The sequence below is a fragment of the Chromobacterium sp. INPA-IVC genome (assembly GCF_059047085.1).
Window position 1 is genome coordinate 220,054 of sequence record NZ_JBTNLS010000003.1, and the last position, 16,407, is coordinate 236,460.

A 16,407-nucleotide genomic window follows, 5' to 3' on the forward strand; every position below is an offset into this window, starting at 1 on the left:
CTTAATCGCACAACAGGCCCAGCAAGCTGCTGAACGGGCTATCCTGTTCCGGCAGCCTGTCTATCGCGCGCAAGATATCCTGGGCTCGGCCCGCCAGCGCGGCTCTCCCGCTGCGCGATACGCATTTCACAAACTTGGCCTGGATCTCGTCCCGGCTCATCGGATTCCGCGGATTGCCCTTCGGATAGTCGATCTGCCCCTTCAACGTCGAACCATCGCGCAACCGGATTTCCACCTTGATCAGGCCGTGAGTGCCCAATTCGGGGATCTCGCACTCCGGGGCCGTCTCCGGATGGATCAAACGGCTGATCGCGATCACGTCCGGACGCCGTATCGCCTCCTCCGTGAAATCATCGATGAACACATCCCCAGTCGCCAACGCCACCGCGACGTTGTAAGCGATGCTGAAACGCGCGTCGACGATGGTCTGCGGCTCGCGCTTCTGCTCCAAGGGCGCGCTGACCAGATCATATATCTGCTGGTTGGTGCGGATGGAAATGGCCTCGATCTCCTCTGCCTGGTAGCGGCGGCCGCCGGTCAACGCCAGCGTCACCGCGGCGGCCGAAGTATTGGGCCGGCAGGTCGGATAGGGCTTGAACGCCACGCCGCCCTCTCCGGCGAAACGCTCCCCCAGCTCGCCGGACACTCTGGACAGATCTGAGCCCGGCTCGAACGCGGAATAATACCCCCAGTGCCCGGTGAGGAAATTCACAGTGCCGCCAAAACCCGCCTTCGCCAACAACACCGCCTTGACGGCATTGGAAGCGACCAGGCCCTGCTGATAAGACACCGTCGGCGCGCCGTCTATCATGCACTGCGCCTCGCCAAGCGCCGAGGTATAGGCGATGCCCATCGCATGGCGCAGCTGCTCCTCGCTGAGGCGATGCAACCGGCCCGCGGCCGCGGTGGCGGCGATCACCTTGCTCAAATCATAGCGACCGCTTTGCAGCAGGGTCTCGCGGCGCGCCTCCGCCAGCCGCACCGACAGGTCCTGGCCAATGGCGAATGCAGTGATGAACTCCCGGCCGCTGACGCCCGGCTGGGTCTGTTCGGCGATGGCCAGCAACGCCGGAAACAATGCGACGCTGGGATGCGTGCCGAGCGGATCGGCCACATCGTCAAAATCCAGCACGCGCGATGCCGCGCCATTGAGCAGCGCCGCCATGGGAGCCGGCAATCGCGCCTGGCGGCCAAGCACGGTAGCCTGCGGCGCCCCGCCCCAACTCTCGACCACCCCGGCGAGAATACCGACATCCGGATCATCGGCGCCGGCGATGGTCACGCCCAGAATATCGGTGATGGCCTGCAGGGCGATCTCCACCGCTCCAGGCGTCAATTGCTCAAACTGGATCGTCGCCGCATAGCGGGCAATGCTTGCTTCAAGACTCAAGATCGTTTCTCCTCAAGCGTAATGATTCGGCCCCGCGGGACCGCCTACTCGAACACCATCAGCCGCTGCCCGGCCAAAACCGGATCTCGCGGCGCCACCGTCACTTCGCTCACCACGCCATCCTTCGGCGCCGTCAGCGTCATCACCATTTTCATCGCCTCTATCCGCGCCACTGCCTGGCCGGCCGTCACCGTCTGCCCCGGAGCCACCAGCAACTCGGTGACCGTCGCCGGCATCGGCGCGACCAGCGTCCCGTCCTCCGACGACGCGCGTCCCGAGCGGCGCGAAGAAAAACGAGACGACGACGGATCAGCCAAACCGACTTCGCTGTAGAACCCATCCGCCAACACCCAGACAGCGCCGGACGGCCCGGCCATCACCGAACACTCGACCAGCTCGCCGTCGAGCCGGTACTGCAGGCGGCTGGCCTTGCCCTGCCGGAACGAGCCCGCGTCGAAATGCAATATCTCGCCATTCCCCGACGCCAACCCTTCCGCGCTCAACCGAAAGCCAGCCTCGCCATCGCCGCGCAGTTCGACCCCGCCGCTCCAACCTGCCGGCAGCGCGGCGTGCAAACGCAACGCCACGCCGCCCTCTCTATCCACTCTATCGTTCATCCAACCCTCTCCTAGCCTCGAGCGCCGGCCGCAAGCAGCGGATCGTTGCGCAGTTTCCATCCCGACACTGCGGCGGAGCCCTCCGGCTTGCGCTCGGCCGCGCCGGCCAGCGCCGTCGCCAACGCTGCAGCGAATACGGCCCTCCGATCGACGGCATGCAGCTGTTCCGGCGGCAGTTCGAACCCCTCCAGCAATGACAAGTCGTAGCTGCCATTACGAAACTGCGCCTGCTCCAGCAGCCAGTGATGGAACGGGACATTGGTCGGAAAGCCGAACAACCGGAACTCGCCAAGCGCATGCGAGGCCCGCGCCAGCGCGCGCTCACGGCTGGACTGATGGACGATGAGCTTGGCGCACAGGCTGTCGAATCGCGGCGACTGCGCGACGCCGCTGGCCACGCCCGAGTCCAGCCTCACGCCCTCGCCTTCCGGCACGGCATAGCTGGCGACCCGGCCAGCCGCCGGGAAGAAATGGTTGCGCGGATCTTCGGCGCACAGCCGGAATTCGACCGCATGGCCGCGAAACTCAATGTCATCCTGGCGCAGCGACAAACGCCCGCCACCGGCGACATGGATCATCTGCTCGACCAGATCGACGCCGGTGATCGCCTCCGTCACTGGATGCTCCACCTGGATGCGCGCGTTCATTTCGATGAAGTAGAAGCGCCCATCGTCGGCGACCAGGAATTCGACCGTGCCGGCGCTGTCGTAACCCAGCTGCCGGGCGATCGCCAGCGCCGCCTGGCGCAATTCGTTCCGCAGCGCCGCGTCCAGGCCGGGCGCAGGCGCCTCTTCCACCAGTTTTTGCCGGCGGCGCTGAACGCTGCAGGCGCGGTCGCCCAGATGGAGCACATTGCCATGCTTGTCCCCGAGCACCTGCACTTCGATATGGCGGATGGCGGTGCCGAGAAATCGCTCGAGATAGACGTCGCCGCAGCCAAACGCGGACAGCGCCTCGCTCCTCACCTCATCCAGCGCGCCGGCGAAAGCTTCCGCCGTCTCCACCACTCGTATGCCTCGGCCTCCGCCTCCCATCACCGCCTTGATCAGCACCGGAAAACCGATTTCCCGCGCCAAACCCAATGACTGCTCCAGCCCGTCCCCTGGATGGCCGCCGGGAATCACCGGCACTCCGGCCAGGCAAGCGGCCTCGCGGGCGCGCAGCTTGTCGCCGGATTGCTGGATGGCTTCCGGCCTGGGGCCAACGAAGATAAAGCCCGCCTCGGCGCACGCGGCGGCGAATTCGGCGTTCTCCGCCAAAGGGCCATAGCCCGGCGCGATCGCATCCGCCTGCGACAACCGGGCGACCTGCAACACCTCGGCCATCGCGCTGCCGGCGCTGGCCGCCTCGATGGGAAACCGCTGATCGGCGGCCAGGACATAGGGATGGCCGTCATCCTCCGCCGGATAAGCCGCCACGGTTTCCACACCCATCAACCGGCAAGTGCGGATGAAGCGCATCGCGATTTCGCCTCGGCAACAGAGCAAAAGCCGCCGTATCATGCCTTGCGCTCCGCAGCATCGCCGTGCAGCCCGCGCCCCAGCACGGTATGCGCATGGGTGAACTCGCCCGCCGTCACGGCGCCGGCCACCGAAACCTCGCCGGCCAACGCGACGGCGGCGATGATCTCGGCCAGCTTGATCACGTCCCCCTCGCAACCCAGCATGCGCAGGCACTCCTGCTGTCCCGGCAGCTTGACGCCGCCGCCAACGGTCCCCAGCAACAAATTGGGCAGCGTCACGGAGGCGAGCAGATCGCCGTTGCTCTGCGGCTCGAACGTGGTGCTGGCGTTCTTGAACGACACTGTGACGAAGGCCGGATCCTGGCCGCAGGCGATGAACATCGCCGTCAGCGCGTTGGCGATATGGATGTTGGGCGCCGTGGCGCCGCGTTGCGCCAGCAGGATATTGCAAGCTCCGAGGAAGCGCCGCATCCGGTGCGCCGTGGTGCGCAGCCGCTGCTGCAGCAGCTGGGCCGGAATTCTGACGCTGGCCGACACATAACGCCCCTTGGCCTGATCCGGCACAAAGCGCTTGTCGCCCCCCAGCGTGTTGAAATAGTCGATGGCCAGCCCGCCGCTATGGGCCAGGATATAGCGGCAAGCCGCCTCATTGGCCTTGGTCGCCATGTTCAGCCCCATCGCCTGGTCGGTGGAGTAGGTGAAAGCGAGGCCGACCAGATCGCCATGGAACAACGGACTGACTTCCAGCAGCTTGGCGAATCGGCTGGTGGCGTTGGCAGCGGCGACGATCTGCGGCAAATGCTCGCGCAACCAACCGTCAAAACGGCCGGCTTCGGCTGCGTCCCTCAGCACCACCGCGGAAATCTTGGTCAGCGCGTCGCCGAGCACGCGGTACGGCTGTCCGGTTTCGCTCGGCAAAACATTGCCCGGACTGAGCACATGGCAGCCGCCGCTTTCGGTGATGATGCTCATGCCGCGCGAGAACGACGCCACCAACGCGCCCTCCGTCGTCGCCATCGGCACCACGAACTCGCCTTGCGCGCGGCTGCCGTGAATGGCGAGCGGCCCCGCCAGGCCGACCGGCACGCCGATGTTTCCGACATAATTCTCGCAAGTGCCCAGCACCGAGCCCGGCTCGTAGGGACGCCCCTGCAGATACGGAAAATGCTGCCCGGTGAATGTCTCCAGCCAGCCATGGCGTTGCGCGATGATTTCCTGGCTGTAATCGTCTTCCTTGGAACGCGGAATCTTCATGGGAAACAGACCTTTCTAAAGCGGGATGTTGGAATGGCGGCGAGCCGGGGTGCCGGTCACCTTGTCCGCCAGCAGTTGCAGATGGGACAGCACGGCGTTGCGCGCATCGGCGGCAGCCAGCAACCCATCCACATAGCCTTTTTTCGCGGAGTACGACGCATTGGCATGCGCCGCGCGATAGTCGTGCAGCAACTTCTCCCTCAGCGGCGCCGGATCGGCTGCAGCGGCCAGTTCTCTGCGGAATATGATGTCGACCGCTCCTTCCGGCCCCATCACGGCGATTTCCGCCTGCTCCAATGCAAAGGTGAAGTCGGTCGCGGACCAGTTGGCCAGCGTCGGATAAGCGCCGCCGTAAGCCTTGCGCAGCACGATGGCCAGCTTGGGCACGCTGGCCTCGCAATAGGCATGCAGCAGTTTGGCTCCGGCGCCGATGATGCCGCGCGTCTCCTGTTCGCGGCCCGGCAAATAACCAGGCACGTCCAGCAGCGTCAACAAAGGAATATCGAAGCTGTCGCACAAACGCACGAAACGCGCGCCCTTCAGCGAGGAGTCGACATCCAGGCAGCCAGCCCGCTGCAGCGGCTGGCTGGCCAGCACGCCGACAGTACGCCCGCCGAAACGGGCGAAACCGGTCACCAGGTTGGGGGCGTACGCGGCCTGGACTTCAAGGAACTCGTTGTTGTCGGCGATTTCAGCGACGACATCCAGCACATCGTAGGGTTCGTTCTGATTGGCCGGAATCAGCTGCTCCAGGCGCGGGGTGCGCCTGGGTCCGGTGTCGCCCCGATCGATACGCGGCGCCGGGCTGGCATTGTTCTGCGGCAGATACCCAAGCAGCTCCCGCACCAGCGCCACCGCCTGCTCGCGCCCATCGCAATTGAAATGAGCCAGCCCGGTGACTTCAGCATGCAGCTGCGCGCCGCCGATTTCTTCCTTGGTGACGTTTTCGCCGGTGGCCGAACGGATCACCGTCGGTCCGGTCAGGAACATCGTCGACTCCGCGCCCGCCATGACGATGAAGTCTGTCAGCGCCGGCGCATAGGCCGCGCCGCCGGCGCAGTCGCCCAAGATCACCGAAATCTGCGGCACCACGCCGGAAGCCTTGACCGTTTTGTGGAACACCTCGCTGAATTGCGCTCCGGCATCGACCCCCTCGTGTATCCGTATGCCGGAGGAATCATTGAGGCCTATCACCGGCAGGCCGAGCTGCAGCGCCATGTCCAGCAGCTTGCCTATCCGCACCGCATGCACCCGGCTGGAGCTACCGCCGAGAAAATCGCGGTCATGGGCGTAAACCAGCACCGGGCGGCCATCGATGCGGCCATGCCCGGTCACCAGGCCATCGCCGGGCACCTTGCGGCCAGCGGTGCCGAAGTGCTGGCAGTCGTGCTCGCTCAGCGCATCCAATTGGTAAAAGCTGCCGCTATCGACCAGCCACTCAATGGCCTGCCACACCGCGGAATCGCGCCGCGGCGTGCCCGTGGCGGAAAAAGAGGCCTGAACCGTCGTCATCGTCGCTTGCCTTCTCTGTTGTCAATCATCGTTCAACTTCATGGCCGGACAGCGTTATCTGGCCACGATCGGAATGTGCCTACGCTGCGTTTGCGCCGGCTGCGCCAGCCCTGTGGACGGCTCGGCAAAATCCAGCAGCAACTCAGCCTTTCTCTTGCCCATCGCCGGAATGGAGGCCAGCTTGACATGGCCGTAACCGCGCACCGACTCCGGCAACCTGGCCAGTTCCACCGCAATGGCCAGCTTGCCGCGGGCCAGGCCGGCGCAAAGGGTATCCAGCAAGGACTCGTAATCGGCCAACAGCAGCCGCTCCGCCCGGCGGTCTTCCTGGCCGGCGAAGGGGTCGAACGCAGAACCCCGCAGGAAACGCAGACGGGCCAATCCGCGCATCAGCGGCAGAATCCAGCGGCCGACAGCCACCTTGCGCGGCTGCTTGCGCCAGAAGTTGAAAACATCCGGCGCCAGATGGAAGCGCAAGCCATCGAGGCCGCCATGCTCCTCGGCCAATCGCTGCAGAAAACCGCGATCGCTGAGCTGACGCGCCACCTCGTACTCGTCCTTGCAGGCCATCAGCTTGTAAAGATTTCGCGCGACCGCGATCCGCAGCGCGGCAGCCTGGCTGGCGTCCTCGCCCTGCCAATCTCGGGTGGCCTGCTCCACCTTGCCCAGCCAACGCAGATAGCGGGCCGCGTAATCAGAATTCTGGTACTCGGCCAGCAGCCGGGTGCGGCTCAACTTCAACCGCTCGTAATCGTCGGCCTTCTCCTCAGCCCTCTCGCCGTCGCCCAACTGCCGCAGCGCTTCCGGATCGCCGGCGGCCAGGCGGCCGCAATCGAAGGCGGCCAGATTGTCGTCGCCGTTGCCGCCCTGCAACCGTATCGCCTGCCTCACGGCATCCAGCCTCAGCGGCACCAGGCCGGCCTGCCAGGCGAAGCCCAGCAACAAGACATTGGCCTGCAGCGGCGTAGCGAAACGCTCAGCCAGCGCCTTCGCATCCAAGGCCCGCGCCTGCGCGCCGCTGCGCTTCTCCAACAGAGAAAGCATCCCGGCGCTGTCGACCTGCAGCGTCGGATCTCGCAGCATCAGGCCGACCTGAGTTTCATGCAGGTTGGCGGCGATGCGCGTCCGCCCGGCGCGGATGCAATCCAGCGCCTCGCGCTCGGTGGCCACCACCAGGTCGGCGGCGATCAGGGCATCGGCTCCGCCCCGGTCTATGCGGTTCTGATGCAGTTGCGCGCGATCGCTCGCCAGACGGATGTGGCTCAGCACCGAGCCTCCCTTCTGCGCGAAACCGGTGAAGTCGAGCACCGAGACCGCGGCCTGCTGCAGATGCGCGGCGATCGCCACGATGGCCGACACCGTCACCACGCCAGTGCCGCCGATGCCGGTCAGCAGTATTTCGTACGGCGTCGCGCCAAGCTCCGCGCCCGGGTGCGGCAAGCGCGCGGCAGCCTGTCCAACGGCCTTTTGCAGCGCCGCGTCGGCCCGTTTTGCCCGAGGCCGCCCCTTCAGCGTCACGAAGCTGGGGCAGAATCCCTTCAGGCATGACAGGTCGGTATTGCAGGAATTCTGATCGATGCGCCGCTTGACGCCATGATCGGTCTTCAGCGGCGCCACCGACAGGCAGTTGGAGGCTTTCTGGCAATCGCCGCATCCCTCGCAGACCTGTTCGTTGATCACTACGCTGCGATTCAGCGCCGGCGCCTGCTTGCGCTTGCGACGCCGCCTGGCCTCGGTTGCGCAGACCTGGTCATAGATCAACAGCGAAACCCCGCTAAGCTCCCTTAGCTCACGCTGCACCTCGTCCATGCGGTCGCGATGATAGACCCGGGTGTCGCCGGGCAAGGCATTGTCGCCGACATATCGTCCGGGATCGTCGGCCACCACCACCACTCTCGACACTCGCTCCGCCAGCGCCAGCCTGACGATTTGCGGCACCGTCAGCTTGCCGTCGATGGGCTGCCCCCCGGTCATCGCCACCGCATCGTTGTAAAGCAGCTTGTAAGTGATGTTGCTGCCGGCGGCCACCGCCTGGCGGATCGCCAGATGCCCGGAGTGGAAGAAGGTGCCATCCCCCATGTTCTGGAAGATATGGCCAGTGCCGACAAAGCTTTCGGAGCCGAGCCAGTCCACGCCCTCGCCCCCCATCTGCACGCTGCCGCTGGTGCTGCGCTCCGGAATCCGCGCCGCCATCGCATGGCAGCCTATTCCCAGCTGCGCCCGGCTGCCCTCCGGCACCAATGTCGACAGATTGTGCGGGCAACCGGAGCAAAAATAAGGCGTCCGCTTCAGCAAGCCGGCGGGATGCTCCAGAACCGGCTGCTGCCAGCAGGCCGGCAGACCCGCGCTGACGCCCAGCGCCTGCAAACGCTCTCGCAGCAGCGACGCCAAACGGGACGGGCGCAACTCCTCCGCCACCGGCAGCAAGGGCCGGCCTTCCTCGTCCTGCTTGCCAATGACAATGGGCCGCCGCTCCTCCGGCACGTTGTACAGATGCTGCTTCAGCAGCGCCTCCGCCACCGCCGCCTTCTCCTCGACCACCAGCACCATGCCGGCCGTCTCCGCCAGCTCCGCCAACAACGGGGACAAAGGCCACACCAGTCCGACCTGCAACAGCGCGATGCCAGACGCCTCCAGCTCCGCCTCGCTCGGGCCCAATTGGCGCAGCGCTTCCATCACATCGCCATGCGCCTTGCCGATCGCTGCGATCAGCAAGCGCGGCGCGGCCTGGCCGAAGGTAAGCTTGTCCAGCGGATTGGCGCGGGCAAAAGCGGCGAAGGCCTCCAGCTTGAACGCCATGCGCTGCTCCATCTGCGGCCCCGGCAGATCAGGCCAGCGCCAGTGCAGGCCGTCATTGCCCGGATCCACTGGCGGCAGCGTGAAAGGACGACGCTCGACGGAATGGCAGGAAACCGAACTTTCCACCGTTTCGCTGATGGCCTTGAATCCGACCCATAGGCCGGAATGCCGCGACGCCGCCCAGCCCCACAAGCCGTATGCTTCGTAATCGGCAACCGAGGCGGGGTGGATGACCGGCATTCCCCAGGCGATCAGCGTCTGGTCCGACTGATGGGACATAGATGACGACACGCAGCCATGGTCGTCGCCGACGATGACCAGCACGCCGCCCATCTCGGATGAGCCATAGGCATTGCCGTGATGCAATGCGTCGCCGGCCCGATCCACACCTGGCCCCTTGCCATACCAGAGGCCAAACACGCCATCCACCTTGCGGTCGGCATCGCTGCCCACCCGCTGCGTGCCGAGCACGGCGGTTGCCGCCAATTCCTCGTTGATCGCTGGCAGAAAACGGATGGCGGCCTGCTCGAGAACGCTCTTCGCTTTCCACATCTCCATATCTACCGCGCCCAGCGGCGATCCCCGGTAGCCGCTGGCGAAACCCGCGGTATTCAGGCCAGTCTCGCGATCCGCTGCGGCCTGGGCCAGCATCATCCTCACGATGGCTTGCGTTCCCGACAACATAATGCGGCCGCCCGGGCGGGAAATTCCGATTTCATAGCGGTCGCCGCCGCTAAAACCATTGTCAATTTCCATGAAGCATCTCCATCTTTTTATGGTTGCTCGCTAGCCGGATCGCTGCGCCAGCCGTCTTGCGGTTGTGATCGCGTCGGCGATTGCCGCTCTGTCGTTAACCCGGCTGGCCAGCAATACCAGCAGTTGCGCGTCGACCAGCCTGGCCTGCTCGTCCGGCAAGTCCTGCCCGGCTTCCAACAGCATGGAAAACAGCTCGTCGGGAGACGGCTGCATATGGGATTGCTCATTGCTGGGCATCAGGCGCGCCTTTCGAAAGTGGAAGAAACGGAGTGGCCCAAAGCCAGTTGCAGCGCCGCGGCCAATTCGACCGGGTCCAGCTGGTCGGCGGCGTAACAGATATGCTGGTCGGGACGGATCAGATAAACGCGGCGTTGCGCCGCCCGGTAGCGCTCATGGGCCAGACCGGCGTCATCGACGACATGCGTGCGGCCATCGCCGCCATCGCGTCCCGAGCGGCCCACCGTCAACAACGCCACGCCGTGCAGATGGCAGAAGCGCTCGACCGCCTCGACGCCAGATTCATCGTCGACGAAATGCAGCAAAGTAAAGCGGTTGCTGATCTGCTCCAGCAACCAAGCGGGTTGCCCCCCGAGCGACACCGGCGCGTCCGGGGCAGCATCGCCCGGCCCCGGGCCTTCCCGATGCCCGGCAGACTGCAACAAGCTGCAACCCGCCAGCGACGCCGGCCGCGACAATCGTCCGGAATTGACCATGGGACGGATGGCCTCCTGCTCGGCGGACAGCAGCAGCACCGCCTCCTTGAGCAGCCTGGCCCGCTCCGAGCGCGGCGTAATGAAATCAGCGCTGCGGCTGGAGTTGAGAATATTCTCGTCAGCCGCCAAGCCACGCTCTTCGCCGTAACTGTCCAGCAAAGCCGGACCCGCCCGTCCTGCGATGATTTCGGCTAGCTTCCAGCCCAGATTGTCGGCGTCCTGAATACCGCCATTTCCGCCGCGGCCGCCGAAAGGACTGACCTCATGCGCGCTATCCCCGGCAAAAATCACCGGACCGTGCACGAAGCTGGCCAGCCGGCGGCAACGGAAGGTATAGACGCTGACCCATTCAAGTTCGAAATCGATATCGTCGCCGAACATCCTGCGCAGCCTGGCCGCGACGCGCTCCGGCTCGCGCTCCAGCACCGGGTCGGCATCCGGCCCCAGCTGGAAATCGACGCGCCAGACGTCATCAGGCTGTTTGTGGATCAGGACTGACTGCCCCTCGTGGAAGGACGGGGAAAACCAGAAGCGGCGCTCCGCCGGCAGAGCGGCAGGCATGCGCACATCGGCGATCAGGAAGCGGTCATTGAATGTCCGGCCGTCAAAAGGCAGCTGCAGCGCCTGGCGCACAAAGGATCGGACGCCATCGCACGCCACCAGCCAATCGCAGTGAATCCGGTAGCCGCCCTCGTCGGTCGCGATATCGACAATCGCGCGACGCGGCTCGCGTTGCACGCCGGCGACGCGATGCCCCCAGCGGAATTCCACCAACCCCGATGCCAGGCAAGCATCGATCAACCATTCCTCGAGATAGTACTGCTGAAGATTGATGAAGGCCGGGTACTGGTGCCCTGGCTCCGGCAGGTAGTTGAATTCGAACAGCTGCCGGTCTCCATGCAGCACCTTGCCTAGATGCCAACTGACGCCTTTTTCCAACAGTTGCTCGCCTAAACCCAGCCGCCCCAGTATTTCCAAGCTGCGCTTAGCAAAAACAATCGCACGCGATCCATCAGAAACCTTGTCATCCTGATCGACAACCAGCGTGCGCACTCCTCTCCTAGCCAGATCAAGAGCCAGAACCAGCCCTACCAACCCAGCGCCGGCAATAACAATCTCCTTATTAATCAGCAGATTGCCATCAAATTTTGTGCGTTCAAAAGTACGACGTCTTACCACCATGGCCTGCTCCCGCGGATAAGTGACAAAACCATTCACCGCGGCGGAATTTACATTAGTAATAAATACTCATCAAGCATAATTATTCATTATGGTATATTCGATTCGAAAAAATAATACGGATGAAACAATCAAGTTAGAACATTATGAAAATAATTTATTTTATTTTTCAACAAGATAAAGAAAATCGCACCTGACCAGAGCAAATCATGCCGCCCTGAGCAAGCATGGCAATTTAATAGGCAAATCATGAGTCAATCATCGATACTCAAATACTATTTCTATAGTTATTACTCGCATGCGATCATATTTGAAGGTCATAACGACCAGGTTGAAAACACTCTTTGGCATGACAGCCCCATTCCATCCGACAAGACCCATTTAACAGTCAGCGGAAGGAGTGGCGCATGACCCTCTCGCGACGCGCGTTTCTGGAACACAGCCTGCTGTATGCAGCGCTGGCCCCCTTCGCTTCGCAAATGGTCAAGGCCGAAGGAGTGATGCCCCGAGCCCTCTCCAACACGCAAGGATCCAACATGAAACTGTCCCGCAACGAATTCGACTATCGTCCGCCGCACCTGCAAGACCTGCAGACAGCAAGCGACCCGCTGATCGTCTTGTGCACGCTGCTCGCGCGGGCGGACAGTTCGCCGCTCAGCGAGCGCCGCCGCGACCCTGGCTTTCTGATTGACCGCGATGGCCAAACCATCGAGGATCCGACCAGCCACAACCAACGCCCGGCCTTCGATAGCCCGGTCAACGTATCGTTTGAAAAATGGGGAGAGTATTGGCGAAAAGTGCACGGCCCGCGCTTCCTGTATGCGCAGAAACCGCAAGATGGCGGCATCCAGCGCATGGTTCGCTACGACCAGGTTCATCGCCTCGCCTTCGGCCCCAGCAAGGGCAGCCCGATGCCATACCTCCCGCCGGTCGACAACGACGGCGAACTGTTCCACACAGTAGTGGACCATGTGCCGGCATACCGCCGCCCAGACTGGGACGGCATCGCCTACCTGGGCTTCAAAAGCACCGACGACATGGGCGCGGTCTTCTCGCAACCCAGCCTCGCCGCCACCATCATTCCGGAAGACAAGGCGATCTTCCGCGAACTGGCCCCGGTTTTGTCCCGCCAGCACATCATCATCCCCAGCGCGACTCAGCGAGACCCGATCCTGCTGGTCAAAACCCACCAGCGCCGCGCCGACCTGAACCGCCAGGCGTTCCAGCATCAGTGGCTGGCCGAGCACGCCGATCTGGTGCGCACCAAACCTGCCACCGCGCGCTATGTCCGCCGCTACGTCCAACTGCATGCGATCGGACCGGAACAGGAAGGCCAGCCTTTCTGGCATCCCGCCAGCAGCAAGATAGACGGCGTGACCTTGATGGCTTTCTCCAGCCTGAATGATCTGGAAGACTACATGCTGAGCGAAGACTATCAGGCCATTGAACGCGACGAGCAGCGCTTCGCCGATGCGGACCGCTCGGACTTCTGGACCGCGATGGGCATCAATGTGGTGAACCGCATCCAACAGGAAGTCGCCACCCCGCGCTAAGCCAAATTCCCCGCCATAGGCGGGCAACTGGCTGAGATGCGCCCGGACCTGCAGGCCGGGCGCATCCTGTCCTTCACGTACCCGGCAATCACGAGAGCAAAATGAGCAAGGCACTCCCCTTCAGACTGATATTGGTCATGGCCATCGCTTGCGGTTTTTCCATCGCCAACATCTATTACAACCAGCCCCTGCTGGGCCTGCTGCAGCGTGAATGGGGAGAATCCCCGCTGATCGGCCTGATACCAGCCCTGACTCAGTTGGGATTCGCCTTCGGCCTGATTCTGCTGGTTCCACTTGGCGACGTCATGGATCGCAAGCGGCTGATTCTGGCGCAGACGCTGGCGCTGATCGCCTCCCTCGCCTGCATGGCCGCCAGCCCGACGCCGCCGCTGCTGTTGCTGGCCTCGGTGCTGGTCGGCGCCACCGCCACCATCGCCCAGCAAATCATTCCATTCGCCGCGGAACTTGCCGGACCGGAGCAACGCGGCAAGGTGGTCGGCCATGTGATGAGCGGCCTGTTAAGCGGCATTCTGCTGGCGCGTACATTGAGCGGCTTCGCCGGCGCTTATCTGGGCTGGCGCGCCATGTTCATGATGGGCGCGGCGCTGGCGATCGCCATGGGATTGATGCTGCTGGTCTTCCTGCCTAGCAGCAAACCGACTGCCCAACACGGCTATCCTGCGCTGCTCGCCTCCCTATTCAAGCTGGCGCGCGAGGAAAGGGAGCTACGCTACGCGATCCTGACCCAGGGCATGCTGTTCGCCGCCTTCAGCGCCTTCTGGAGCACCCTGGTTCTGCTGCTGCAACAGCCTGAGTTCCACATGGGCAGCCGCGAGGCTGGCTTATTCGGCATCATCGGCCTGGTCGGCGTCCTGCTGGCGCCGCAAGCGGGCAAGCTTGCAGACGCGCGCGGGCCTCACGGCATCGTCAAGCTAGGGGTAGCGCTGGTTGTCGCGTCTTTTCTGGTATTCGGCGTGGCGCCTAACCTGATGGGGCTGGTCATCGGCGTGATTCTTCTGGACGCTGGCGTACAAGTCGCCATGGTTTCGCATCAGACCATCATTTTCGCTTTGAACCCCTCGGCCCGCAGCCGCATCAATACCGTATATATGACCGGACTGTTTTTGGCTGGCGCGGTAGGCTCGGCGATAGGCGGGTTCTGCTGGCAAATGCTGAAATGGAACGGCGTAGCCTCCGCCGGATTCGCTCTGGGCGTGCTCGCGATGTTTTTCCATCTTGGAATGGGCAGCCCGCAACCTAGCCGTCAAACCGGCGGCTGAGAACTAGCTCAGCCCTCCGGCATCGTCTGCCAACGGCCGCCGTACAGCATCTGCAGCGGCCGATAGCCGGACTTGTACGCCATCTTGCGGCAGTCTGCGATCCAGTAGCCCAGATAGACGTAGCTCAGTCCCAGCATGCGGGCCTGCTCCACCTGCCACAGCACGTTGTAGACCCCCAGGCTGGACTGGCTGTCCTCCGGATCATAAAAGGTGTAGACGGCTGACAGGCCGTCCACCAGCCTATCCACCAGACTCACCATCTTCAGCTGGCCGTCCAGCCGGAACTCGGCCAGGTGGCTGTCCACGCCGCTCTTCAGGATGAACTCGGAATACTGCTGCGCGTCGTCGTCCGACATGCCGCCGCCGGCGTGGCGGGTCTGCTGATACCAGCGGTACAGCGCGTAATGCTCGGCGTCGAAGCCCAACGGCAGCCAGCGCGCGCTCATCTCTGCGCCGCGCCGCCACACCCGCCGCTGGGTTCGGCTCGGCCGGAACTGATCCACCGGCAGCCGCACCGGGATGCAGGCCTGGCAGGAGTCGCAATAAGGGCGGTAGGTGTAGAGGCCGCTACGGCGAAAGCCCAGCCTGACCAGCTGGCTATAGACGCCGCTGTCTATCGCCTCGGCCGGAATCGCCACCTGGGAGCGCGCCTGCCGGCCGGACAGATAGCTGCACGGGTATGGCGCAGTGGCGTAGAAATGGATGGCCGCGACCTGGCCGGCTTCACGATGACTCATGGCGGTAATGGTAATCCCACATCTGATCCGGCTGGGGATGCCGGATGCTCTCTTTCAGAGTAGCAAGAAAAACATCGCGCGATATCAGCCTCGCGCCGAGGCTGGCCAGGTGCTCGGTGTGCATCTGGCAATCTATCATCGCCACGCCCTGGGCTTGCAGATGCCGAACCATGTGGACGAAGGCCAGTTTGGACGCGTCCCGCCGCCGCGAAAACATCGACTCGCCGTAGAACATGCGGCCGATGGACACGCCATACAGCCCCCCGACCAGCTCGCCGTCCATCCAGGTTTCGAAACTGTGGGCATAGCCTAGTTGGTGCAGCCGGCAATAGGCGGCCACCATGTCCGGCACGATCCAGGTGCCGTCCTGCCCCTCTCGCGGCTCGGAACAGGCGCGCATCACTTCGAAGAAAGCGGCATCGACGCGCACCTCGTAATCGAGATTGCGCAGCGTTTTGGCCAGCGAACGGCTGACCTTGAGCTCATCGGGAAACATCACCATGCGGGGCGCGGGCGACCACCACAATATCGGTTCGCCCTCGGAAAACCAGGGGAAGATGCCTTCGGAGTAGGCAGTGAGGATGCGGCGCGACGACAGGTCGCCGCCAGCCGCAAGCAGGCCGTTGGGATGACTGAGGGCCTGCGACACCGGCGGGAAGACAGGCTCGGGACCGAGCCAGGGAATCATCCGCGGCGGCCGCTCTTGCCCAGGCAGTCCGGGCACTCGCCATACATGTACAGCGCGTGCTCGACGATGCGGAAACCGTGCTGTTCGGCGATCCGGTCCTGAAGCGCTTCGATCTCCGGATCGAAGAACTCCACCACCTTGCCGCAGCTGATGCACACCATGTGGTCATGGTGGCCGCCCTGGTTCAGCTCGTACACAGCCTTGCCGGTTTCGAAATGGTGGCGCACCAGAATGCCCGCCTGCTCGAACTGGGTCAGCACGCGGTAAATGGTGGCGAGCCCGATGTCGATGTTTTCCGCGAGCAGCTTGCGATAAACGTCTTCGGCGGACATATGGCCGGCGTCGCCCTGCTCGAACAGATCAAGGATTTTCAGACGCGGGCCGGTGGCTTTCAGGCCGATATCTTTGAGGTGACTGGCTTTGCTCATCGTGATATAAAGTGTGTCGGTTTTCGAATCATGATAAAG

At 63.6% G+C, this 16,407-nt stretch carries 13 protein-coding genes; 2 read left to right on the plus strand and 11 right to left on the minus strand.

The genetic code is table 11. From position 1 onward, the window contains the following. Window position 1: 1 nt before the first annotated feature. Genes ACX17K_RS06460 through ACX17K_RS06495 form a run of 8 tightly spaced genes read right to left on the minus strand, consistent with a single transcriptional unit; the run spans window position 2 to window position 11,685 of the window. Window positions 2-1,390: an MmgE/PrpD family protein gene (locus ACX17K_RS06460; RefSeq protein ID WP_493774167.1), complete on the minus strand. Its 1,389-nt coding sequence runs from the start codon at window positions 1,388-1,390 to the stop codon at window positions 2-4. Window positions 1,391-1,434: 44 nt separating this feature from the next. Continuing rightward, a complete protein-coding gene (locus ACX17K_RS06465; protein WP_493774168.1) occupies window positions 1,435-2,007 on the minus strand; it encodes an acyl-CoA carboxylase biotin carboxyl carrier protein subunit in 573 nt (190 codons plus the stop codon). An 11-nt stretch (window positions 2,008-2,018) separates the two neighbouring features. Further along, window positions 2,019-3,467, minus strand: a complete 1,449-nt coding sequence (locus tag ACX17K_RS06470) for an acetyl-CoA carboxylase biotin carboxylase subunit (RefSeq protein ID WP_493774169.1) — start codon at window positions 3,465-3,467, stop codon at window positions 2,019-2,021. Between the two features lie 38 nt (window positions 3,468-3,505). Continuing rightward, window positions 3,506-4,723 carry a hydroxymethylglutaryl-coenzyme A reductase family protein gene (locus tag ACX17K_RS06475; protein WP_493774170.1) on the minus strand — a complete coding sequence of 406 codons (1,218 nt, stop codon included), beginning with the start codon at window positions 4,721-4,723 and terminating at the stop codon, window positions 3,506-3,508. Between the two features lie 15 nt (window positions 4,724-4,738). Then, complete coding sequence (locus tag ACX17K_RS06480; protein WP_493774171.1) at window positions 4,739-6,235, minus strand: acyl-CoA carboxylase subunit beta; 1,497 nt, start codon at window positions 6,233-6,235, stop codon at window positions 4,739-4,741. Between the two features lie 54 nt (window positions 6,236-6,289). Beyond that, on the minus strand, window positions 6,290-9,790 hold the full coding sequence (locus ACX17K_RS06485) for an indolepyruvate ferredoxin oxidoreductase family protein (protein ID WP_493774172.1): 3,501 nt from the start codon (window positions 9,788-9,790) through the stop codon (window positions 6,290-6,292). A gap of 30 nt (window positions 9,791-9,820) precedes the next feature. Further along, window positions 9,821-10,027 (minus strand): DUF2783 domain-containing protein, encoded by a 207-nt coding sequence (locus tag ACX17K_RS06490; RefSeq protein WP_493774173.1) that lies wholly within the window; start codon window positions 10,025-10,027, stop codon window positions 9,821-9,823. Continuing rightward, window positions 10,027-11,685, minus strand: a complete 1,659-nt coding sequence (locus ACX17K_RS06495) for an FAD-dependent monooxygenase (RefSeq protein ID WP_493774174.1) — start codon at window positions 11,683-11,685, stop codon at window positions 10,027-10,029. The genes ACX17K_RS06490 and ACX17K_RS06495 overlap by 1 nt, the downstream gene beginning before the upstream one ends. Window positions 11,686-12,218: 533 nt before the next feature. Between ACX17K_RS06495 and ACX17K_RS06500 the strand changes: the two genes are divergently transcribed. After that, window positions 12,219-13,235 carry an EthD domain-containing protein gene (locus tag ACX17K_RS06500; RefSeq protein ID WP_493774175.1) on the plus strand — a complete coding sequence of 339 codons (1,017 nt, stop codon included), beginning with the start codon at window positions 12,219-12,221 and terminating at the stop codon, window positions 13,233-13,235. Window positions 13,236-13,336: 101 nt separating this feature from the next. Further along, window positions 13,337-14,515 (plus strand): MFS transporter, encoded by a 1,179-nt coding sequence (locus ACX17K_RS06505; RefSeq protein ID WP_493774176.1) that lies wholly within the window; start codon window positions 13,337-13,339, stop codon window positions 14,513-14,515. Between the two features lie 8 nt (window positions 14,516-14,523). Here the strand turns inward: ACX17K_RS06505 and ACX17K_RS06510 are convergent, their stop codons facing one another. From ACX17K_RS06510 to fur, 3 genes are read right to left on the minus strand one after another with little or no spacing between them, the layout of a single operon-like run. Further along, window positions 14,524-15,252 carry an arginyltransferase gene (locus ACX17K_RS06510; protein ID WP_493774177.1) on the minus strand — a complete coding sequence of 243 codons (729 nt, stop codon included), beginning with the start codon at window positions 15,250-15,252 and terminating at the stop codon, window positions 14,524-14,526. Then, window positions 15,239-15,940: a leucyl/phenylalanyl-tRNA--protein transferase gene (gene aat / locus ACX17K_RS06515; protein ID WP_231162227.1), complete on the minus strand. Its 702-nt coding sequence runs from the start codon at window positions 15,938-15,940 to the stop codon at window positions 15,239-15,241. The genes ACX17K_RS06510 and aat overlap by 14 nt, the downstream gene beginning before the upstream one ends. Further along, window positions 15,937-16,368, minus strand: coding sequence for a ferric iron uptake transcriptional regulator (gene fur, locus ACX17K_RS06520; RefSeq protein ID WP_463090748.1), 432 nt, complete (start codon window positions 16,366-16,368; stop codon window positions 15,937-15,939). Before fur ends, aat begins: the two co-directional genes overlap by 4 nt. Window positions 16,369-16,407: the final 39 nt, after the last annotated feature.